Here is a 21,543-nt window from a genome sequence, read left to right on the forward strand (position 1 = left end):
TCCGCACGCCTGCAAGGCATCTTGCCTCCCCAGGCCATCCATGCAGCACGAGGGCTTCTCCCATCATGAGTAACTCCGCCCGCCAACAGAGCCTCTGGTACCGACTGCACATCGACCTGCCGTTGCTGCTCGGCCTGCTGGCGCTGATGACCCTCTCCATGGTGGTGCTCTACTCCGCCTCCGGTCAGGATATGGACTCCATCGTGCGCCAGCTGGTGCGCGGCGGCCTCGCCTTCGGCCTGATGATCGGCCTGGCCCAGCTGCCCCCCTCCCTCTATGCGCGCTGGTCCGTGCCCCTGTTCACCCTGGTGGTGCTGCTGCTCATCGCGGTGGACGTGTTCGGTCACATCGGCAAGGGGGCACAACGCTGGCTGGACCTCGGCTTCATGAAGTTCCAACCCTCCGAGGTGATGAAGCTCTCCATGCCCATCATGGTGGCCGCCTGGCTCAGCCGGCACTCCCTGCCCCCCAAGTTCAGCCATGTGCTGATCGCGCTGGTGATGGTGCTACTGCCTACCCTGCTGATCGCGGCCCAGCCCGACCTCGGCACCTCCATCCTGGTGGCGGCCTCCGGTTTCTTCGTGATCTTCCTGGCGGGGATCAGCTGGTGGCTCATTGGTCTGGCTGTGCTGCTCATCGCCGCCTTTATGCCGGTGCTCTGGTTCTTCCTGATGCACGACTACCAGCGCCAGCGGGTACTGATGCTGCTGGACCCGGAGAAAGATCCCCTCGGGCGCGGCTACCATATCATCCAGTCCAAGATAGCCATCGGCTCAGGCGGCGTGTTCGGCAAGGGGTGGCTGCAGGGCACCCAATCCCAGCTGGAATTTTTGCCGGAGCGCCACACCGACTTCATCTTCGCGGTGTTCAGCGAGGAGTTCGGCCTGGTTGGCGTGGCCCTGCTGCTGGTGATCTACCTCTACATCATCAGCCGCTGCCTCTTCATCTCCATGCAGGCCCAGAACAGCTTCGAGCGCCTGCTCGGCGGCGCCCTGACCCTCACCTTCTTCGTCTATGTGTTCGTCAACATGGGCATGGTGAGCGGCATACTTCCTGTGGTGGGGGTCCCCCTGCCGCTGGTGAGCTATGGCGGCACCTCCATGGTGACCCTGATGGCGGGCTTCGGCATCCTGATGTCCATCCAGACCCACAGAAGGCTGCTGGCCTGATGAGTCTGGGGTGGCGGGGGCTGGCCTGCTGGTTGCTGACGGCCGTGTCACTGACGGCCGGTGCGGCCCCCGAGCCACCGCAGCTGGAGCGGCTGGCCCTGCAGCACTCGGTGCCGCTTGCCGAGTTGCAGGCAGCCACCGCAAAGGCCCAATTGCGCCAGGAAGTGCTCGACACCATAACCCGCCCCTGGGAGGCCAAGCCCTGGCATCGCTACCGGCCGCTATTCGTCACCCCGGAGCGGATCAGGGACGGGGTCGGCTTCTGGCAACGCCACGCCGCCACCCTGACCAGGGCCGAGCAGCACTACCGGGTGCCCGCTTCCCTCATCGTCGCCATCATCGGCATCGAGACCTTCTACGGTCGCCAGATGGGTCGCCATTCCGTGCTCGACAGCCTCTACACCCTAGGGTTCCACTACCCCGCGCGCGAGGAGTTCTTCGCCAAGGAGTTCGCCCAGCTGGTGCTGCTTGCCCGGGAGGAGAAGTGGCCACTCACCCGCCTGAAGGGCTCCTACGCGGGCGCCATGGGCATGGGGCAGTTCATGCCCTCCAGCTATCGCCACTACGCCGTCGACTTCGATGGCGACGGCAAGCGGGATTTGTTTGCCAACCCGGCAGATGCCATCGGCAGCGTGGCCAACTACTTCGCCGAGCACCGCTGGCGCTGGGGGGAATCCGTCGTGGAGCCCGCCTTGATTGGATTGGCGCCTGTGGGTACCCTGCTGAGGCCAGAGCCCGAGCTCAAGCAGCAGTGGGCCGAGCTGGCCGCCGCCGGGATCGAGCTCGCCGCCCCGCTGGCACCGGACACGCCGGTCAAACTGCTGGCATTGGAACAGGCAGACGGACCCGAATACTGGGTCGCTCGCCACAATTTTTATGTGATCACCCGCTATAACCGCAGCCCCCTCTATGCGATGGCGGTGCATCAACTCAGTCAAGCCATCCAGGACGCTTATGCATTACAGCCACAGACTTCTCCCCCTCAGCCTGACCTTGTTGCTGGCCGCCTGTAGCAGCCAGCCGGAGCCACAGCCGCTGCCGCCCGAACCCGTCCCGCAGGAAAAACCCCAGGTGATCGAGATCCCGCAGGCCACCGGCGCCATCCCGCGCCCAGAGCCCCTGAGCGAGAGCGGCAACCGTGACTACTGGATCGGCAAGCAGAAATTCGAGGTGTGGCGCGACATCAAGCACTACAGCGAGGAGGGCACCGCCAGCTGGCTGTCTCAGGATCTCGATGGCAACAAGACCGCCAACGGCGACGTGCAGGACAGCACCCTGTTCAGCGCCGCCCACCGCAACCTGCCACTGCCGAGCTATGTGCGGGTCACCAACCTGGACAACGGGCTGGAGACCATAGTGCGAGTCAACGATCGCGGTCCCTTCGGCAGCGAACGCCTGATCGATCTCTCCCAGGCTGCGGCCACACAGCTGGAGATGGTCGATGGCGGCGAGGCCCGGGTGCGGCTGGAACTCATTACCGATCAGCCGGATCAGATGGTCGAGATGGTGCCCATGACGCCGATGCAACCCATGCAACCGGCAGCCCAGGAGGCCGCCTTCCTGGGTGAAGCCCAGCCAGCGGCTGCGACCACAGTCGCCCCGGCCAAGGCTGCTCCCGCTGCGACCGCCACGGCGACCACCACCCTCTCCACACCCAAGGCCGCAACCGGCCAGGGCAAGATGATCCAGGTGCTGGCCAGCGGCTCCCAGCCCAGAGCCGAGGCCATGGGCAAGGTGATGACCCAGCGCTATGGCGTGCCCTACCAGGTGGTGGCCCACGACGCCATTTTCCGGGTCTTGCTGGGACCGGTCGCCGCCGATCAACAGGCCAGTCTGCTGGAGCAGATCCGGCAGGGGGGGCTGGAACAGGCTTTCATCGTTCCCTGATGACAGGGTCGACAGAGTGAACCGTCACTTTCCCTCGGCGTCACGTCGTTTCCCGGCGTGACGTCGACAATCGATGGATAAAAAACCAGACCAGATGGCACGCCGGACTATGACCGACCGGCACATCTGGTATAGTGGAGCCCGCTTTTTTTCAACTTGGGTACTCCCCATCCAGGCACCAGGAATTTCAAGATGTCCAAATTTGCCCGTTCCGTTATTCTGGCCTCCCTGCTAAGCGCGACCGCCCAGGCCAACCAGCCGGTACCGACGCCGGATTCGGCTCTGCCGACTGCCCAGCCGGTCCCCACCCTGAACAGCGCCCCCATGGTGGTGCCTGCCGCGCCGGAGATCTCCGCCAAGGCCCATATTCTGATCGACTACTACTCCGGTCAGGTGCTCGCCGAGCAGAACGCCGAAGAGCGTCTGCCCCCCGCCAGCCTGACCAAGATGATGACCTCCTACATCATCGGCCAGGAGCTGCTGAAGGGGAACATCAAGCGCACCGACATGGTGACCATCAGCCAGAACGCCTGGTCCAAGAACTACTCCGACTCCTCCAAGATGTTCATCGAGGTGGGCAAACAGGTCTCGGTCGATGATCTCAACAAGGGCATCATCATCCAGTCCGGCAACGACGCCTGCGTCGCCATGGCCGAACACCTGGCGGGCAGCACCGACTCCTTCGCCAGCCTGATGAACTCCTGGGCCGCCAAGCTCGGCATGAACGACAGTCACTTCATGAACCCCCACGGTCTGGATGCGGAGGGTCACTACAGTACCGCCCATGACATGGCCCGTCTGGGTCAGGCGCTGATCCGCGACCTGCCGGAGGAGTACAAGATCTACTCCCAGAAGTCGTTCGTGTTCAACGGCATCACCCAGCACAACCGTAACCGCCTGCTGTGGGATCAGTCCCTGCAAGTGGATGGCATCAAGACCGGCCACGTCAGCCAGGTCGGCTACAACCTGGTCTCCTCCGCAACCAACAACGAGGGCATGCGCCTGATCGCCGTGGTGCTGGGCGCCAGCAGCGAAGGTTCCCGCGCCGCCGAGAGCAAGAAGCTGCTCACCTACGGTTTCCGCTTCTTCCAGAGCCTGACCCCCTACAAGGCGGGTACCGAGCTGGTCACCCAGAAGATCTGGATGGGCGACAAGTCCGAGGTGAAGCTGGGCGTCGATCAGGATGTCTCCGTGCTGGTCACCCGTGGTCAGGGCAACAACCTGAAGGCAGACTTCCAGCTCGAGAGCGAACTGAAGGCACCGCTGGCCAAGGGTCAACGTGTCGGTACCGTGTTCCTGAAGCAGGGTGACAAGGAGATCAAGCAGGTTCCGCTGGTCGCCCTGGAAGAGGTGCAGGAAGGTGGCCTGATGAGCCGTCTGTGGGATTACCTGGTGATGCTGGTCTCCAGCTGGTTCAAATAAGCAAGGCCTATTATCATCACCAAACAGCGGCGCCAACAGGCGCCGCTGCTGTCTTTACCGTGCAATTGCAGTGAATAACCCTGCAATCTGCAGGTTCCGCCGACGCTCCATTTGTGGTAAAAAGCAGCATTCCCACGTCCTGTCGACCTGGCGGGCCTTGATCCCGTGCCGGGCAATGCCCATATAACGTGGAACCGTGCCCATGGTTGACGCGACTGGCGGCCCGAGCCCCTCGGCCAAACAAGATGCAAGATGACGTCGTTTGATGACGACACTAAAGGTGAGTGAGATGAATACCAAGTTTGATGAGCTGCTGGAGTTCCCCTGCAAGTTCCCGTTCAAGGTGCTTGGCGTGGCCGATCCCGCCCTGCCGGATCAAGTGGTTGAAGTGTTGCAGCAACACGCCCCAGGCACTTATAGCCCGACCGTTCAGCCCAGCACCAAGGGCAACTATCACTCGGTACGAGTGACGGTCACCGCCCAGAGCAAGGAGCACATCGAAGCCATGTACACCGCACTCGGCAAGATCGAGCTGGTTCGCTACGTCCTGTGAGTCGCCTCTCTCGCCCCGCCATCGGGGCGAGCGATTATTTGCCATTCTGTTTTGCCGACGCAAGCGCCGTCAGTGAGGAAAGATGTCATCACAGATCCCCGCCCAGCCACGGCTGTTAGTCAGACAGTTGGGCCGTCGCCCCTACCAGCCGGTGTGGGACGCCATGAAGGCCTTCACCGACAACCGCACCAGCGATACCCCGGACGAGTTCTGGGTGGTGGAGCACGACCCCGTCTACACCCAGGGCCAGGCTGGCAAGGCCGAGCATCTGCTCGCCCCCGGTGACATTCCGGTGGTGCAGAGCGATCGCGGCGGCCAGGTGACCTATCACGGTCCCGGCCAGCTGGTGCTCTACGTGCTGGTGGACGTGCGCCGCAGCAAGCTCTCTGTGCGCGAACTGGTGACCTGCCTGGAAACCGCCATCATCAATACCCTGGCGAAGAGCGGTATTGAGGCCTATGCCAAGGCCGATGCCCCCGGCGTCTACGTGAAGAACGATCTGGGCATGGAGGCCAAACTCGCCTCCCTGGGCCTGCGCATCCGCAAGGGCTGTTCCTTCCACGGGCTGGCGCTGAACGTCAACATGGACATGACCCCCTTCCTGCGCATCAATCCGTGTGGCTATGCGGGCATGACCATGACCCAGACCAGCGCCCTGGGCGGCCCGCAGAGCGTGGCCGAGGCGCAATCCATCCTGGTGATGGAGCTGGCCAGCCTGATTGGCTATGAGACGATCACGAATACCGAAGAGGCAGCATGAACAAGCCCATGCTGCGTGGTCATGAGGGCCCCGACAGGACCCTGGTGACTATCAATCAGACAATAACAAACACCGAGAGTGAATCATGAGCAAACCCGTTCGTATGGAGCCGGGCGTCAAGCTGCGCGATGGCGACAAGATGGCCCTGATCCCGGTGAAATTCATGCCGGATCCCAACGAGGAAGTGCTGCGCAAGCCGGACTGGATGCGGATCAAGCTGCCGCCGTCGAGCCAGAAGATCGAGCATATCAAGAGCACCCTGCGCAAGAACAAGCTGCACTCGGTATGTGAAGAGGCCTCCTGCCCCAACCTGGCGGAGTGCTTCAACCACGGCACCGCCACCTTCATGATCATGGGCGCCATCTGCACGCGCCGCTGCCCCTTCTGCGATGTGGCTCACGGCCGCCCGCTGGCGCTGGATCCCGAGGAGCCGAAGAAGCTGGCACTCACCATCAAGGAGATGGGGCTGAAATACGTGGTCATCACCTCGGTGGACCGCGACGATTTGCGGGACGGCGGTGCCCAGCACTTCGCCGACTGCATCAAGCAGATCCGCGAGCACAGCCCCCAGACCCGCATCGAGATCCTGACCCCGGACTTCCGCGGCCGCATGGAGCAGGCGCTGGAAGTGTTCCGCGAGACGCCGCCGGATGTGTTCAACCACAACCTGGAAACCGCCCCGCGCATGTACCGGGTTGCCCGCCCGGGCGCCGACTACAAGTGGTCTTTGGAGCTGCTGCGCCGCATCAAGGAGATGCACCCCCATGTGCCGACCAAGTCCGGCGTCATGATGGGCCTTGGCGAGACCAACGAGGAGATCGTCCAGGTGCTCAAGGACCTGCGCGAGCACGGCGTCAACATGCTGACCCTGGGTCAGTATCTGCAGCCGAGCCGTCACCACCTGCCGGTGAAGCGCTACGTGCCGCCCGCAGAGTTCGACGAGCTGAAAGACGTCGCCATGGATCTCGGCTTCAGCCACGCCGCCTGCGGCCCCTTCGTGCGCTCCTCCTACCATGCGGATCTGCAAGCCAAGGGCGAAGAGGTCAAATGATCTCGCCCGAAAGAGGGGTCAAATAACCTCTCCTGCTAAAAGAAGAGCGCCCAAGGGCGCTCTTCTTGTTGAACATGTCGGACTCGACACGCCCGGCCAACCCCATGGCTAATTCCCGGCGCCGGGGTTAAGGTGGCGACTCCCTTTCCTTGAGTGACACTCAGATGCCAACCCCTATCGTTCGTCTGATCCCCATGGATGAGGCGGCTTTCCCCGCCTATCGCGACTACTTCATCGATGACTACGCCCAGGATCTTGCCAGCAATCACGGGCTGACCTTGGCCGATGCTCGCCATCAAGCCGAGGCTTCCTTGCTGCAACACCTGCCCCAAGGAGCCGCCACGCCGGGCCAGAGCCTGTTCTGCATCCTCCCTGTGAGTGACACTGTGAGTGGCAATACGGGGAATGAAGTCGCGCCGACGGCGGCCATCGCCGGCTATCTCTGGCACTGTGTCGACAGCGCCGCCCACACCACCTTTATCTATGACTTCTACACACTCCCGGCCCATCGTGGCCTGGGATATGGCAAGGCCGCCATGGCGGTGCTGGAGGCCGAGTTGAAGTGCCTCGGCGTCAGTCAGATCAAGCTGAGGGTCGCCCATGACAACCCCAGAGCCAGGGCCCTCTACGAAGAGATCGGCTTTCACATCACGGGCTACAACATGGCCAAGATGCTGGGTTGATGGCTCTCGTCATCAACCCTCTTTCCTCATGCCATGGTGAGCCGGCGCTCACAGCGAGATCCCGGAAAACGACATGAAGCCCAGTGACATCAGCCCCGCCACTATGAAGGTGATGCCGATGCCCCTCAATCCCTCTGGCACGTCCGAGTACTTCATCTTCTGGCGCAGGCCGGCGATGGCGACGATGGCCAGCAGCCAGCCAAGCCCCGACCCCGCCCCATAGACCACGGATTCGATGAAGTCGTAGTCCCGCTGGGCCATAAACATCACGCCGCCGAAAATGGCGCAATGCACCGTCAGCAGCGGCAGGTAGATCCCCAGGGCCTGATGGAGCGCCGGGAAATGCTTGTCCAGCACCATCTCCATCACCTGCACCAGGGCCGCCAGTACGCCTATGTAGATGATGAAATCGAGAAAGCTCAGGTCAAATTCCCCGAGGAAGGTGCTGTCAGGGCGCAGTATATGGCGGTAGATCAGGTTGTTGAGGGGAATGGCGATCACCATGACCACCAGCACCGTCATACCAAGGCCGAAGGCGGTGTTGATGTTCTTCGACACCGCGAGGAAGGTACACATGCCGAGAAAGAAGGCCAGGGCCAGGTTTTCCACAAAGATCGACTGAATAAACAAATTGACGTAATAGTCCATGAATCCGGCTCACCACTTGATTGTGCAAAGAGAATGTTCGCCCCTGACCAGGGTCAGCGGCAGGAACGGGATGACAGTCAGCACGGGCGCGATCGCAGACGACAGGGATCGGTGGATCAACAAAAAGGGATCAGTGACAGAGAAGGCGTGCGCCCGGCGAGGGGAAGGACACTAGTCGCCGTGGCAGAAGCGAAATTGCAGGTGATGGCAGAGCAGTTGCCGCTGGTGCAGATGACCCAAGCAACCCGGCCACTGTCTGAGATAGATGAGGGGCAGGAAGAACAGCAGGCCGCAGAGCAGACCGAGGATCTCGTGCTGGAACCAGGCCAGCAACATCTGGTAGAGATCCGGGCCCCTGGCCCCTTCCAGCCGTCGCCCCTGCTCGACGCTGTGGCGCCACTGGGAAGCAGGCGGCAGACTGACGCTGTCGGCCAACCCCGGCGCAGGGGGCTCGTGCAGTTGCATCGAGGATGTCGATGTCCCCTGGGTCGACAGCGCGGGCGCACCGAGCCCTGCCGCGGCAGAAGCGGCAAGCCACAGCAGGCAGGCGACGGCGAACGCCATCGGCCAGCGCAATTGTCGGCCAGGGGGTGGCAAGGGCACAGACTCCTTGAAAAAGCCAGGGGTTAGGCGAGGGTTAATATATCACGATTGCTCTTTTTATTGAATTTTGGCATCCGTTAGCTAGCTAAATTCAATACAAACAGACCTGTTTTATCCACAAAATGAGCATTTTACACCTCAATGAAAACAGCTAGGAACGGACTCCCTTCCTCGCCCCCTGAGCCCCATTCAGTGAGGGCATAGCCGCTCTTGCAACAAAAACGGCCACCCCAGGATGACCGTTTTGGCTGCCGGACATGATGCCTGCCCACTAGAGCCCGGCGGCTTCCAGATGCTCCACCAGCAGCTGGACGCTGCGGTTGCCGCGCCACTCGTTGACGTCGAGCCGGTAGACCAGCCGCACCCGCTTCACCGAGGCGTCCGGCCAACGCTTGAGATCGACCCCGAAGGCGATGGCATCCACCGCATGGCCGGAATCGGTGGTCAGCATCATCTTGAGGTGTTTCTCCCCCACCAGCCGCTGCTGCACCAGCACAAACTCGCCGTCGAACAGCGGCTCGGGGAAGGCCTGACCCCAGGGGCCGGAGGCGCGAATAAGCTCCGCCAACTCCAGACTCAGTTCATCGGGCAGCAGCTCGCCATCGGTGAGCAGCACCCCGGTCAGCAGCTCCGGGGTCACCAGCTCGCTGATGACCGTCTCGAAGGCCCGGCCGAAGGCCTCGATATTGGCCTTGGGCAGGGTCAGCCCCGCCGCCATGGCGTGGCCGCCAAACTTGCCCATCAGACCTGGATGGCGGGTGTCGAGCAACTCGAGGGCATCGCGCAGGTGTACCCCGGGAATGGAGCGACCCGAACCCTTGAGCTCGGTGTCGCTGCTCTTGGCAAAGGCAATCACGGGTCTGTAGTACTTCTCCTTCACCTTGGAGGCCACCAGCCCCACTACCCCCTGATGCCACTCGTCCCGGTGCAGCACGATGCCGGAGGGGACTTCACCATCGCGAAAACGGATCTGTTCCAGGGTGGCGAGGGCCTCCTGCTGCATCCCCTGCTCGATCTCCTTGCGCTCCTGGTTGAGGCTGTCCATTTCGGAAGCGAGCTGGCGCGCCAGATTGAGGTCATCGCTCAGCAGACAGGCGACCCCGAGCGACATGTCATCGAGCCGGCCCACCGCGTTGAGGCGAGGCCCCAGTGCAAAGCCGAGATCGGCGGCACACAGCCGGCGACCGTCGCGGCCCGATACGTCCACCAGCGCCTGGATGCCGGGACGGCAGCGACCGGCCCGGATCCGCTGCAGCCCCTGATGCACCAGGATGCGGTTGTTGCCATCCAGCGCTACCACGTCGGCGACGGTGCCAAGTGCCACCAGATCGAGGTAATCCGCCACATTGGGGGCGCGAATGCCCTGGCGCTCGTACCAGCCGCTCTGGCGCAGATGGGTATTGAGGGCCGCCATCAGATAGAAGGCCACCCCCACCCCGGCCAGGGACTTGGAGGGGAAGTCGCAGCCATGCTGGTTGGGGTTCACTATCGCATCGGCATCAGGCAACTCCTGGCCCGGCAAGTGGTGATCGGTAACCAGTACCCGCATCCCGGCCGCCTTGGCCGCAGCCACCCCGGCAATGCTGGAGATGCCGTTGTCCACCGTGATGAGGAACTCGGCGCCGCGGGCCACCGCCAACTCGACGATCTCGGGGGTGAGGCCATAGCCGAACTCGAAGCGGTTGGGCACCAGAAAATCGATGTGATGACCCCCCATGGCCCGCAGGGCCAACACGCACAGGGCCGAGCTGGTGGCGCCGTCGCAGTCGAAGTCACCGACGATGAGGATGCGCTGCTGCGCCGTCAGGGCATCCGCCAGCAGGGGCACCGCCTGCTCCATGCCGAACAGGCGCTGGGGCGGCAGCAGCTGGCTGGCGCTGCGCTCGAGCAGGGCAGGGTCCTCCACCCCACGGCTGGCGAAGATTTGACGAAGCAGGGGGTGCAGGGTATCTGGCAGGTGAGCGTCATCCACTCGGGGACGACGACGGATTTGCAGGGGCATGGTGTCAATCCTGTCTTCTAATACGGTGAACCGATGGCAAGGCGGTATGATACACGCCTCAGGCGAACAGGGAACAGCGGCAGGTCAGCTCGGGGGAGACGCTAGGAAATCAGGGCCTCGGGAGGAGGAGGAGGTGCAGAACGCTCCAGCACCCGGTAGAGGGTGAGCCTGGAGATCCCGAGATGCCGGGCGGCCTCGGTCACATTGTTGCCACAGAGCACCAAAGCCCGGCGCACGGCCTCGCATTCCGCCTCGGCCCTGACCAGATTTAGAGGTCGAATGGCACCCTCTACCAGCGGCAACGCCAGCCCCAGATCCTGGTGATCGATCCGGCACCCTTCACACAAGACCAGCGCTCGCTCCAACCGGTTCTTGAGCTCCCGCACATTGCCAGGCCAGTGATACTTCATCATCTGGTGCATGGCGCTGGCAGTGAAACCATTCACCTTGGGATTCAAGGTATTACCCAGCTTGTTCAGGAAATACTGGGCAAGCAAGATGATATCCTCCCCCCGTTCACGCAGGGGAGGCAGTGCCAAGTCCAGCACACAGAGACGGTAGAAGAGATCGGAACGAAAATTGCCCTGCGCCATCTCCTGATCCAGCACCCTGTTTGTCGCGGCTATCACCCGGATATCCACCTCGATAGGCTCAACGCCACCGACTCTCACTATGGTGCGTTCCTGCAAGAATCTCAGCAGATTGACCTGCATCGGCAACGGGAGATCCCCTATCTCATCGAGAAACAGGACACCGTGATGGGCACGCTCCACGCAGCCAATGTGACGGCGCCAGGCATCGGTGAAGGCACCCTTTTCATGGCCAAACAGTTCTGACTGGATCAGGGTGGGTGGAATGGCGCCGCAGTTGACGGCAACGAAGGGGCCATCCGCCCGCTGGGAGTGCCGATGGATCAGCCGGGCAACCAGCTCTTTGCCCGTGCCGCTCTCCCCTTGCAATATCACCGACGAATCAGCCTTCGCCAGTCGCTCGACCCGATTCATCATCTGCCGCATGACGGGGCTGGTACCGATAATTCCCCCCTCCTCCTTGCCACGATCGCAGGGGCGATGAGCCCCCCTCCTCAAGCAGGCGATGCCAAACGCATGCCCCAGCACGGCGAGCAGACGATCGTCCTCTACCGGCAGGCTGTGATAGTCGAAACAGTAGTTCAGGAGCAGCTCTTGCACCCTGGGCAGGGCCAGCAGATGAGGGGGAGCGAGTGCGACCCAGATCATGGTGCTGCATGTCTGACGAAACAGGGTCTCCACCGCCTCGGCGGCATCTTCGCTCAACAGCACCAGACCGACTCTGGGCGCCTGTTGTGCGTAGTAGCTGAAAGCTTCCTGAGGCGATGAGGCCGAACAAAAACGCCACCCCAGTGAAGATGCATGTGACGGAGGGCGCCACACCTCGCTCGTGTTGACACACAGTAGTGTACGAATCTCCATCAACAACACTCCACAACTCTGCGGCCAAACAATGTGCAAAGTATTGGATAGATGACCTACATGTGCCACTTCTGAAACAAGGATAAAAACGAACTCGAACAGGCCCCAAAAAGACAACAAAATAAATTAAAACAATATCTTAACAACATAATGGCGTTGCTTTGCCAGTCCAGTAAGGCAACTGGTATACCCCCTTTGTTTCGCCTCGGGAACAGTGCCAAAAAGCCCCCTTTCAATGGGAAGCCTGCTCAGACACCGATAATTCATCAATCTCTGTCTCCTTCGGTTAACAACGCCGTCACCCCATCTCATCGACAAAAATATTTTTTCATTCATTTTCAATGCTTTATCCATATGGAACGAAGTCTGCATTCATGCAGCGCCTCCGGCTGTGCAAGTAGAACCGGACGACATGGACAACAACAAGCAGAAGGAATGCAACATGGATACCCGAGCAATACCTCTCTGGCCACGCTGTTGGCAGCACGGTCTCACGGCCCTGACCTTGCTGCTGGCGCTCTGTGCGCCGGTACTGGCCGCCACGGCGGAGTCACCGTTCGAGCTGGATGCCAACCCGCAGGACAACATCGACACAGGTGCAGTCATGAGTGATGACTGGGATACCCCACCCGACACCGGAGGGGCCACCAAGTTCACCGGCATCATCCAGGACACCGCCCCAAGGAGCATCTTTGGCGGGGGGGATAAAGACATACTGGATATCGATAAATGGAGCTGGAGCGATGGTTCGGTGCCCGACAAGGATGACCTGACCCACGCCTATGCCGCCGCATACAACGAAAATAGCGACCTGTTGCTCTACTTCGGCGCCGACAGGATCTCCAATGTAGGCGACGCCTTCATGGGGTTCTGGTTCTTCAAACAGAAGGTCACCGCCCTGCCCAACGGCAAGTTCAGCGGCAAGCACACCGCGGGGGATACCCTGGTGCTCATCAACTTCCCGCAGGCAAACAACGCGGTTCCCTACCTGGCCGTGGTGACCTGGGATCCGACCTGCAGCAAGGCGGCCAACAACAACCCGCAGCCGGGACAATGTGCCGCCTCCAATCTGCGACTCAAGCTGCAAGGTTCGGGTGCCAACGACGTCGTCTGTGCCAGCCAGGGCGGTGCCAACCTCGCCTGTGCCCTGACCAACACGGGTAACGTCCCCGTGCCCGCCAGCACCCTGGCGAACGGTGTCGGCGGCCTGTGGAGCGATTACACCCCCAAGAGCGGTACTCAGGGTACCTTCCCCTTCGAGAGCTTCTTCGAGGGTGGGATCAACCTTAGCCAGATCGTCGGCGGCAGTGACGGCTGCTTCAGCAGCTTCATGGCCGAGACCCGCTCCTCCAGCTCCTTCACGGCCGCATTGAAGGACTTCGTGCTGGACAACTTCGAACTGTGCAAGGTCGAGATCACCAAGGTCTGTACCGGCGGTGACCTCAACGAGACCGAGACCGGCTTCACCTTCAGCTTCGAAGGCGTCGTCACCAACGGAGGCTTTGGCACCATCTATGACGTCGTCGTCACCGACGATAACGGCACCCCGGCAGACACCAGCGATGACTTCATCGTCGCGAGCTTCGATTCCATACCCAAAGGGGGAATGGAAGATTACAGCGGCAGCTTTGGCGCCGCCGGTAACGGGCCGACCAACGGTGTCAGTGTCAAGGCCGCCTCCAGCGATGGCGGGCTGCAGACGATCACCGCATCCGCCACGGCAGCCTGCCCCACGGTCCAACGAGAACCCGGGATCAGCGTCACCAAGACCTGTAGCACCAAGGTCATCGATGAGGGTAGCCAGCTGGTGATCAGGGTCGACTACAGCGGCCAGGTCTGCAACACCACAGGGGTGGGCCTCATACCGCCGCTGAACCTGAGCGGCGTGACCGTCACCGACGACCCCAGCGGCAATGTGCACAACATCGGCACGCTTAACGCGGCGGACTGCAAGGACTATTCTGGCTCCTACACGCCAAGTAGTGCAGGGTCGGAAAACCCGGGCTCCATCTCCTTCAGCGACACGGTCACGGCCACAGGGACTGCGCCCCTGGGCTTTGGCACCGCGACAGACATGGCAACGGCTACCTGCCCGCTCTGTCCGACTTGCCCAGATTGCCCCACTCCAGGGCAGTAACAGGGTTTGATCAGGGTTAAACCACAAGGGCCATGGTGAAGACCATGGCCCTTTTCATGGCGCCGACTTTCATGACGCCGACAAGGCATCGCAATCTTCCTGAGCCCAGGATGACCCCACCATCTCTCCACAGCATGCACAGCTGCTCTCCGATCGCATTGCCCTGCTTAGTTATCGATGAGTTAATAACACCGAATGTAAAAATTTCTCATTCATACAGGTTGCCAATCGGGCTTGAGCCCCGCAAGCTAATCAGGACGACGGGATAGATCATGGTCATCCCTCTGTTTTACTGATGTTTTATTATCCAGATTCGACGTGGGGCCCGACCTCACGCCGTCCATTTTTAGGGGGAAAAATGAGTCTGATTCAAGAGTTCAAGGCCTTTGCCGCCCGCGGCAATGTCATCGACATGGCGGTCGGTATCATCATAGGTGCCGCCTTCGGCAAGATAGTCTCCTCCTTCGTGGGCGACGTCATCATGCCGCCCATCGGCCTGATCCTGGGGGGGGTGGATTTCAGCGATCTCGCCGTCACCCTGAAGGCTGCCGAAGGCGACATCCCGGCCGTGGTCATCGCCTACGGCAAGTTCATCCAGACCATCATCGACTTCCTGATCATCTCCTTCGCCATCTTCATGGGGCTCAAAGCCATCAACACCCTCAAGAAGAAGCAGGAAGAGACCGCCACCCCGGCCGGCCCCACCAAGGATCAGGAGCTGTTGACCGAGATCCGCGACCTGCTCAAGTCCCAGCAGGGCAAATAAGCGCACGGATCCCCTGGACGTCGCCAGCGCGCATGCCAGCAAGAAACCAGTAGCAAGAGGGAGGCCTGTGCCTCCCTCGCTTTTTAGCCAGAAAGCACTCCCCTGGCTTCCCCTCCACATTCATCCTGACTTTGTACCGCTCTCCTCCCACCTCGGCACCGCACATGCAACACGCCAGCCCCCTCGACAGGAGCCGATGCAGGGCAGTCAAGGGGATGGGGTTGTCTCAGCCTTGATACAGAGGCCGGGAACCAGACGTCCGGGCTCCCGGCTGCCATGTCCAAAGGGCGCCATCCTGCTTGCAGTCACCCGAGCCGCCTTGGCGACTCGCCCACGCTCCTCATGACATCCCGCAATCGCAACGGCTGACGGAACCGCATTCGGTACACCTCTGTTCCATCGCTGTAACAGAGGGAATAATTAAAAAATCTTTATTTATCATACATCTATCATCTCCCCCCCGCTGACGACCCCATGTCATCGTTACAACTTGATGGACATACACTCGTGAATGATGCTGAAAAAACTCATTAATCTCTTTCTATTCAAATAGTTATCTATTTGGTGCGTTCCTTGCTGCAGGGGTGCTGTCTATCGATGCCCACCCCACAGAGCTGTGCCCGATCCCCAGTCTCGTTTGCAGGAGATCGGCCCTCTGCGTGGTCACGTCCGGGCCTGGGACATCACTCGGTTCAGGCAGTCGCAGCCGAGTGACATGGAACCAAGAACCACAAGACAGGAAGAGGGAAATGCTATGAAACCAAGTCAGCGCAATCGCCTGCTCAGATCCCTGACGGTCCCCTTCGGGATCGTCATGCTGGGGGGGCTCAGCCTCACCCCGGCCTGGGCCGGCATCTTTCCGGGCCTGCAACAAGAGGCCTGTATGGCAGACGCCTATATTGCCAAGGGTGGCTCACTCGCGGGCGGCAGCCTCAACTGCACGGCCAAGGACATCGAGGTCTCCAAAGTAGTGCCGGTTAATCCGAACCAGGAGTGCACCAACGGCCAGGTGTTCACCTTCAATGCAGACGTGACCATCAAGACCAACGCCAGCGAGCGTTATGACACCACCTTCTACCTGCCGAGAACGTCCCAGAGCCCGCAGGTGGTACAAGGAGGGGCAAGAAACTGCAGCCTGGTACTGCCCAAGGCGAGCGACGCCGGGGAGAATGGCCAGGTCGCCTATGTGAATCTGGAGCCGAAACTGAAAGCCACGGACTTCCTGGATACTTGCGGCGACATCACCAAGGCCAACGGTACCGACCAGTACACGCTCCTCAACCAGCCCATCACCATGCTCTGTCAGCCCAGCCCCACGGATCCCAACAAGGCCCTGTTCACCTATTGCGCGGCCTGGGACATCCAGAAGAGCCTGAGTTGCAGCGAGAGCACAGTGCCTCCCGGCGCCGTGCCCGCCACCAAGTCCAAGTGCAACTGTGACAGCTTCGCCATCAACGTGTTCATCAGGCCTGAGCCACCCACCATCACCAAGACGGTCGAGCCGACCAGCCTGCCCGAGCCGGGTGGCGTGTTCACTTACAACCTGAGCTTTACCAACTCGAGTGCCGCCTCTCTGTATATCGCCAGCCTGAAGGATGAGATCGACGTGGGCGGAGATGGCTCCTACGACAAGAGCGTGGATCTCTGGGGCGCCACCGAAAGCGTCGGAACGGCGGACGGCATCTATCTGCTCAGCAGCACCTGTGCGAAACCCGCTGCAGGCTCGACGACGAAGGAGGTATTGCCCAGCGCCACCTACAGCTGCGAATTCACCCTGCATATCAAGGATCGCGATCTGCCCAACGATCAGAGTCCCGAGAAGTACGTCGACAACATAGTGGCCCTGTTCAAGGACAAGAACGGCGGCACGGTCGGCGACGGCAACACCTGCCCGACCGGCTTCCAGTCTGCAGGCAACAACTGCAGCGCGGCCAAGATGGTCGAGATAACCAATCTCCCGCCGGCCATCGCGGTTGAGAAGACCCCCTCCGTTGACGAGGTGCTGGAGCCGGGGGCCAATGTGACCTACACCGTCAGGGTCACCAATACCGCGGGCGATCACGACGATCCGCTCACCCTGACCAGCCTGGTGGACGACAAGTTCGGCGATCTGGACGGGCAGGGCACCTGCGATCTGGGCAGCGGCGTGGCCCTGTTCAAGGGCTCACCTTTCGAATGCAGCTTCACCGAGTTTGTCGGTGGCAACGCTGGCGATGTACACACCAACAAGGTGACCGCCAAGGCCCTGGACAACGAGGGGGATGAGGCAACGGGAGATGACAGCGCCACCGTCAACATCAATGACGTGGCATCGACCATCACGCTGCAAAAGGATGCCGTGCCCATCAGTGTGCTCGAAACGGGTGACTCCGACGAGAAACGCTCGGTGGCCTATACCTTCACCTTCTCCGTCGATGCCGGCGGCGTGGACAAGGTCACCTTCAATGACCTGGATGATGACGTGTTCGGCAATCTGACCAGCCTGTGCCAGGTAAGCAAGAAGAACGGCGTCACGCTCGTGCCCGCCGTGGCACTGTCCGGCTTCATGCTGAACCCGGGTGAGTCGGCCAGTTGCACCCTCTCCAAGGATCTGCAGGGCAATGCTGGTGAGAGTCACACCAACACGGCGACCATCAGTGGCAAGGATGAGGACAATCAGACCGTGACCGACAGCGATGACGCCACCGTGATGTTCACCGATGAGAAACCTGACATCAGCAAGCTCTTTGCCCTCAAGGCCGCCGGCTTTGTCCGCATCAGCAACAACGGAGTAGACACCCTGACCGTCACCGCCCTGACCTTCAAGGGGATCGATGTGGCGGATGGGAACGGAATCCCGGGCAGCTTTACCCTCTACGATGAGCCCGGGGTGAGTACCCATGAGGGCGGCTTCGGGCCCTTCGCCTTCTGCACCACGGGCGGGACCATACTGCCAGGCGGCCACTATGATTGCGCCTTCGTGCTGGAGCTCGAACCCGGCCTCGCCGATCTTGGCAACATCGACCTGCAGGCGATCAACCCTGAGCCTCTGGTGGTTACCCTGAAGGACGACGAGCTCAACGAGGTCAAGGCAGAAGTGGAGGTCACCATCCAAACGCTGGAATGATGATGATGTGAAACAGGCCAGGAAACTGGGCTATTCAGGGGGCGACGGTTGAACCATCGCCCCCTTTCTTTGCCCGGGCGCGGGGATACTGGGTCAAAGAGACCGCCTCACGGACTCAGGCCCGGGGATGGTGCTCGCCGTGCAACGCCTTGAGCCGCTCGTTGGCCACGTGGGTGTAGATCTGGGTGGTGGAGAGATCCGCGTGCCCCAGCAGCATCTGCACCACCCGCAGATCGGCGCCGTAGTTGAGCAGATGGGTGGCAAACGCATGGCGCAGGGTGTGGGGAGAGAGCTCCCCCCTGATCCCCGCCCGCTGGGCATAGAGCTTGATGCGATGCCAGAAGGTCTGGCGGGTCATCATCCTGGCCTGTTTGGAGGGGAAGACCACGTCCGAGCTGGTGCCCCCCAGCAGCAGGGTGCGCGCCTCCCGGTAGTAGCGCTCCAACCAGTAGACCGCCTCCTCCCCCATGGGCACCAGCCGCTCCTTGTTGCCCTTGCCCACCACCCGCACCAACCCCTGGCGCAGGCTGACATGCTCGGCGGTGAGCCCCACCAGCTCGGAGACCCGCAGCCCGGTGGCATAGAGCAACTCGAGCATCGCCTTGTCCCGCAGCTCCAGCGGATCGTCCACCAGGGGCGCCGTGAGCAACGCATCCACCTCGGCCTCGCTGAGATCCGAGGGTAGCTTCTTGGGCAACTTGGGCCCCTCCAGCAGCACTGTCGGGTCGTCGCTGCGCAATTTTTCCCGGTTGAGATACTGATAGAAGCGGCGCAGGGCCGAGAGGAAACGGGCCGTGCTGCTCGCCGCAAACTGATTGTTCACCCGCCAGGCGAGATAGTGCTGGATGTCGTCCATTCCCGCCAGCAGCAGGGAGCCGCCCTGCCCATCGAGCCAGAGGGCAAACTTTTCCAGATCCGTGCGATAGGAGCTGACCGTATTGTCGGACAGGCCCCGCTCCAGCCAGAGGGCATCGAGGAAGGGCTCGATCAGGGGATGGTTGTGCACGGCAGGGGCAGGCTTGGTCATGGGGTCTTGGTCTTGGGCAAACGGTGGCCCATTGTAGCCTGCCAGGCCGGCGCATACACCAGGGGCAGGCACACCAGGCGGTGAAGCGCGAGGGGCAATCTGCTAGACTGGCGCCCTCACTCGGGCGGTCCGACCCCATGGTTGCCCGACCCCCCTTGCCTACTGCGATCAAGAGAAGAGCGATGAAGATAGGTTTGTTTTACGGCTCAACCACCTGCTACACCGAGATGGCCGCCGAGAAGATCCGTGCCCTCATTGGCCCCGAGCTGGTTGATCTCCACAACATCAAGGACGTGCCCCTGGCCCGCATGCAGGAGTACGACATCCTGATTCTCGGCATCTCCACCTGGGACTTCGGCGAGCTGCAGGAGGACTGGGAATCCCACTGGGAGGACATCAAGGATGTACCTCTGGAAGGGCGCATCATCGCCCTGTTCGGCATGGGCGATCAGTTGGGGTATGGCGAGTGGTATCAGGATGCCCTCGGCCTGTTGCACGATCAGCTGGTGCCCAAGGGGGTCAGGCTGGTGGGTTACTGGCCCAACGAAGGGTACGAGTTCGATGCCTCCAAGGCGCTGATCGACGATGGCCGTCACTTCGTCGGTCTGGCCCTCGACGACGCCAACCAGTACGACCAGACCGAATCCCGCATCGAGCAGTGGGTCGATCAGATCCTCAGCGAGATCCACGAGCTGTTGTGAGCACGGCGGTGGGGGTTGCCCGCTTGGCGGCGCCAGTCAGCATCAACGACCAGACCCGGTCCCCCATCAAACAGTGAGTTGAGAGACCCTTGATGGAGCTCAACAGAGGGCGTTGATTTCCCCTGCCGGCAGCCAGCCACACTGGCTGCCGGGCGCATAAATCGCACCGATTTTCTCAATCAGTATCATCGTATGACGCTATAGCGACTTTTTTGTGCTGGTCTGCAACAATGCAATCGACACCCCATAACACAATCAGAACGGGTGTCGGAAGCAAACAGGAAACAGACCAGAAAAGGATATTCTATGACCTCATTCTCTCTGTTGGCCCCCGCCATCGCCCGCGACGTGCTCGATCACGCCCTGGCGCTGGGTGCCGACTTCGCCGAGCTGTTCGTGGAGCGCAAGCGCCGCAGTCAGCTCAGCCTGCTCTCCAGCCAGATAGAGAACATCAGCGGTGGCCTCGATTTCGGCATAGGCGTGCGCCTGTGCTACGGCCACAAGGTGCTCTACGGCTACACCAATCTGGCCAGCCGCGAGGAGCTGCTGCGCATCGTCAGCCTGCTGGCGGCCAAGGACAGGCGCGACCCCATGGTCACCGCCACCGCCTTCGATTTCACCCCCATCACAGACCGCAACCCGGTGGCCCTGCCGCTCTCGGCCGACAAGCAGCTGGAGCAGAAGATCGCCTACCTGCACGCCATGGATGCCGTGGCCCGCGCAGAGAGCAGCAAGGTGAGCCAGTTCTCCGGCAATGTGCTGGGTTGGGAGCAGGAGGTAGAGATCTTCAACAGCGAAGGGCTCCAGGTGGCAGATCGCCGCCACTACAACCGCATCATGGCCCAGACCATAGCGGTGGAAGGGGGCGAGCAGAGCGTGGGCTACGAGGCCCCCGGTGCCCTGATGGGCTGGGAGCATGCTGATCGCATAGATCCGCGGGAGCTGGCTCTCACCGCCACTCGGCAGGCGCTGGTGAAGCTGGGGGCAGCCCCCTGCCCGAGTGGCACCTTGCCGGTCATCATGGAGAGCGGCTTTGGCGGCGTCATCTTCCACGAGGCCTGCGGCCACCTGCTGGAGACCACCTCGGTAGCCAAGAAGGCCTCGGTATTCCACGACAAGATGGGCCAGCTCATCGCCAATCCGGCGGTCAGCGCCGTGGACGAGGGCTTGCAGAGCAACGCCTGGGGCTCCATCAACGTCGATGACGAAGGGATGGCAACCCAGCACACCCAGCTCATCAAGGATGGCGTGCTCACCGGCTTCCTGGTGGACAGAATGGGCGCCATCAAGACAGGCCATGCCCGCACCGGCTCGGGAAGGCGCGAGTCCTACAAGTTCGCCCCCACCTCGCGCATGCGCAACACCTACATAGAGCCGGGCAACCACAGCCTGGAGGAGATGCTGGCCACAGTCGAGCACGGCATCTACGCCAAGAAGATGGGAGGCGGCTCGGTGCAACCGGGCACAGGCGAGTTCAACTTCAACGTGCAGGAGGCCTACCTCATTGAGCACGGCAAGATAACCCGGCCCCTCAAATCGGCGACCCTGATTGGTACCCAGGGCGGGAGCACACTTTG

18 protein-coding genes are annotated in these 21,543 nt (G+C 61.5%); 13 read left to right on the plus strand and 5 right to left on the minus strand.

The window, feature by feature from the left end; translation table 11 throughout:
* Positions 1-65 precede the first annotated feature (65 nt).
* The 8 genes from rodA (at position 66) to BN1127_RS12165 (ending at position 7,525) form a co-directional block, all read left to right on the plus strand.
* On the plus strand, positions 66-1,169 hold the full coding sequence (gene rodA / locus BN1127_RS12130; RefSeq protein WP_005329812.1) for a rod shape-determining protein RodA: 1,104 nt from the start codon (positions 66-68) through the stop codon (positions 1,167-1,169).
* The gene (mltB, locus tag BN1127_RS12135; protein ID WP_042649623.1) at positions 1,169-2,182 is read left to right on the plus strand and encodes a lytic murein transglycosylase B; all 1,014 of its coding nucleotides are present in this window, start codon (positions 1,169-1,171) and stop codon (positions 2,180-2,182) included. Before rodA ends, mltB begins: the two co-directional genes overlap by 1 nt.
* Entirely contained in the window at positions 2,124-3,056 is a 933-nt protein-coding gene (locus BN1127_RS12140) for a septal ring lytic transglycosylase RlpA family protein (protein WP_042649624.1), read from the plus strand. The genes mltB and BN1127_RS12140 overlap by 59 nt, the downstream gene beginning before the upstream one ends.
* 192 nt (positions 3,057-3,248) lie before the next feature.
* Complete coding sequence (locus tag BN1127_RS12145) at positions 3,249-4,478, plus strand: D-alanyl-D-alanine carboxypeptidase family protein (RefSeq protein ID WP_042649625.1); 1,230 nt, start codon at positions 3,249-3,251, stop codon at positions 4,476-4,478.
* A gap of 289 nt (positions 4,479-4,767) precedes the next feature.
* Complete coding sequence (ybeD, locus tag BN1127_RS12150) at positions 4,768-5,031, plus strand: DUF493 family protein YbeD (RefSeq protein ID WP_005329804.1); 264 nt, start codon at positions 4,768-4,770, stop codon at positions 5,029-5,031.
* A gap of 82 nt (positions 5,032-5,113) precedes the next feature.
* Positions 5,114-5,791 carry a lipoyl(octanoyl) transferase LipB gene (gene lipB / locus BN1127_RS12155; protein ID WP_042649626.1) on the plus strand — a complete coding sequence of 226 codons (678 nt, stop codon included), beginning with the start codon at positions 5,114-5,116 and terminating at the stop codon, positions 5,789-5,791.
* Positions 5,792-5,876: 85 nt separating this feature from the next.
* Positions 5,877-6,842: a lipoyl synthase gene (lipA, locus tag BN1127_RS12160; RefSeq protein WP_042649627.1), complete on the plus strand. Its 966-nt coding sequence runs from the start codon at positions 5,877-5,879 to the stop codon at positions 6,840-6,842.
* Between the two features lie 164 nt (positions 6,843-7,006).
* Complete coding sequence (locus BN1127_RS12165) at positions 7,007-7,525, plus strand: GNAT family N-acetyltransferase (RefSeq protein WP_048824789.1); 519 nt, start codon at positions 7,007-7,009, stop codon at positions 7,523-7,525.
* 48 nt (positions 7,526-7,573) lie between these two features.
* Here BN1127_RS12165 and nqrE read toward each other — a convergent pair whose 3' ends face one another.
* The 4 genes from nqrE to BN1127_RS12185 form a co-directional block, all read right to left on the minus strand.
* Positions 7,574-8,173 (minus strand): NADH:ubiquinone reductase (Na(+)-transporting) subunit E, encoded by a 600-nt coding sequence (gene nqrE, locus BN1127_RS12170; RefSeq protein WP_042649628.1) that lies wholly within the window; start codon positions 8,171-8,173, stop codon positions 7,574-7,576.
* A 171-nt stretch (positions 8,174-8,344) separates the two neighbouring features.
* A complete protein-coding gene (locus tag BN1127_RS12175) occupies positions 8,345-8,776 on the minus strand; it encodes a hypothetical protein (RefSeq protein WP_378002199.1) in 432 nt (143 codons plus the stop codon).
* A gap of 271 nt (positions 8,777-9,047) precedes the next feature.
* Entirely contained in the window at positions 9,048-10,778 is a 1,731-nt protein-coding gene (recJ, locus tag BN1127_RS12180; protein ID WP_042649629.1) for a single-stranded-DNA-specific exonuclease RecJ, read from the minus strand.
* 101 nt (positions 10,779-10,879) lie between these two features.
* Positions 10,880-12,229 carry a sigma-54 dependent transcriptional regulator gene (locus tag BN1127_RS12185; protein ID WP_231557478.1) on the minus strand — a complete coding sequence of 450 codons (1,350 nt, stop codon included), beginning with the start codon at positions 12,227-12,229 and terminating at the stop codon, positions 10,880-10,882.
* 442 nt (positions 12,230-12,671) lie between these two features.
* Here BN1127_RS12185 and BN1127_RS12190 point away from each other — a divergent pair, with 442 nt between their 5' ends.
* The 3 genes from BN1127_RS12190 to BN1127_RS12200 all read left to right on the plus strand — a co-directional run bounded on the left by BN1127_RS12190 (position 12,672) and on the right by BN1127_RS12200 (position 18,238).
* A complete protein-coding gene (locus tag BN1127_RS12190; RefSeq protein ID WP_042649641.1) occupies positions 12,672-14,366 on the plus strand; it encodes a hypothetical protein in 1,695 nt (564 codons plus the stop codon).
* A 358-nt stretch (positions 14,367-14,724) separates the two neighbouring features.
* Positions 14,725-15,132 carry a large-conductance mechanosensitive channel protein MscL gene (mscL, locus tag BN1127_RS12195; RefSeq protein WP_042649631.1) on the plus strand — a complete coding sequence of 136 codons (408 nt, stop codon included), beginning with the start codon at positions 14,725-14,727 and terminating at the stop codon, positions 15,130-15,132.
* A gap of 754 nt (positions 15,133-15,886) precedes the next feature.
* Positions 15,887-18,238 (plus strand): COG1361 family protein, encoded by a 2,352-nt coding sequence (locus BN1127_RS12200; protein WP_042649632.1) that lies wholly within the window; start codon positions 15,887-15,889, stop codon positions 18,236-18,238.
* A 115-nt stretch (positions 18,239-18,353) separates the two neighbouring features.
* Here BN1127_RS12200 and xerD read toward each other — a convergent pair whose 3' ends face one another.
* Positions 18,354-19,265 (minus strand): site-specific tyrosine recombinase XerD, encoded by a 912-nt coding sequence (xerD, locus tag BN1127_RS12205; protein WP_042649633.1) that lies wholly within the window; start codon positions 19,263-19,265, stop codon positions 18,354-18,356.
* Between the two features lie 182 nt (positions 19,266-19,447).
* Here xerD and fldB point away from each other — a divergent pair, with 182 nt between their 5' ends.
* A complete protein-coding gene (gene fldB, locus BN1127_RS12210; protein ID WP_042649634.1) occupies positions 19,448-19,966 on the plus strand; it encodes a flavodoxin FldB in 519 nt (172 codons plus the stop codon).
* A gap of 306 nt (positions 19,967-20,272) precedes the next feature.
* A partial coding sequence (locus BN1127_RS12215; protein WP_042649635.1) for a TldD/PmbA family protein occupies positions 20,273-21,543 on the plus strand: 1,271 nt, incomplete at its 3' end.

It is taken from the genome of Aeromonas media, from assembly GCF_000819985.1.
GTDB classification, from domain to species: domain Bacteria; phylum Pseudomonadota; class Gammaproteobacteria; order Enterobacterales; family Aeromonadaceae; genus Aeromonas; species Aeromonas media.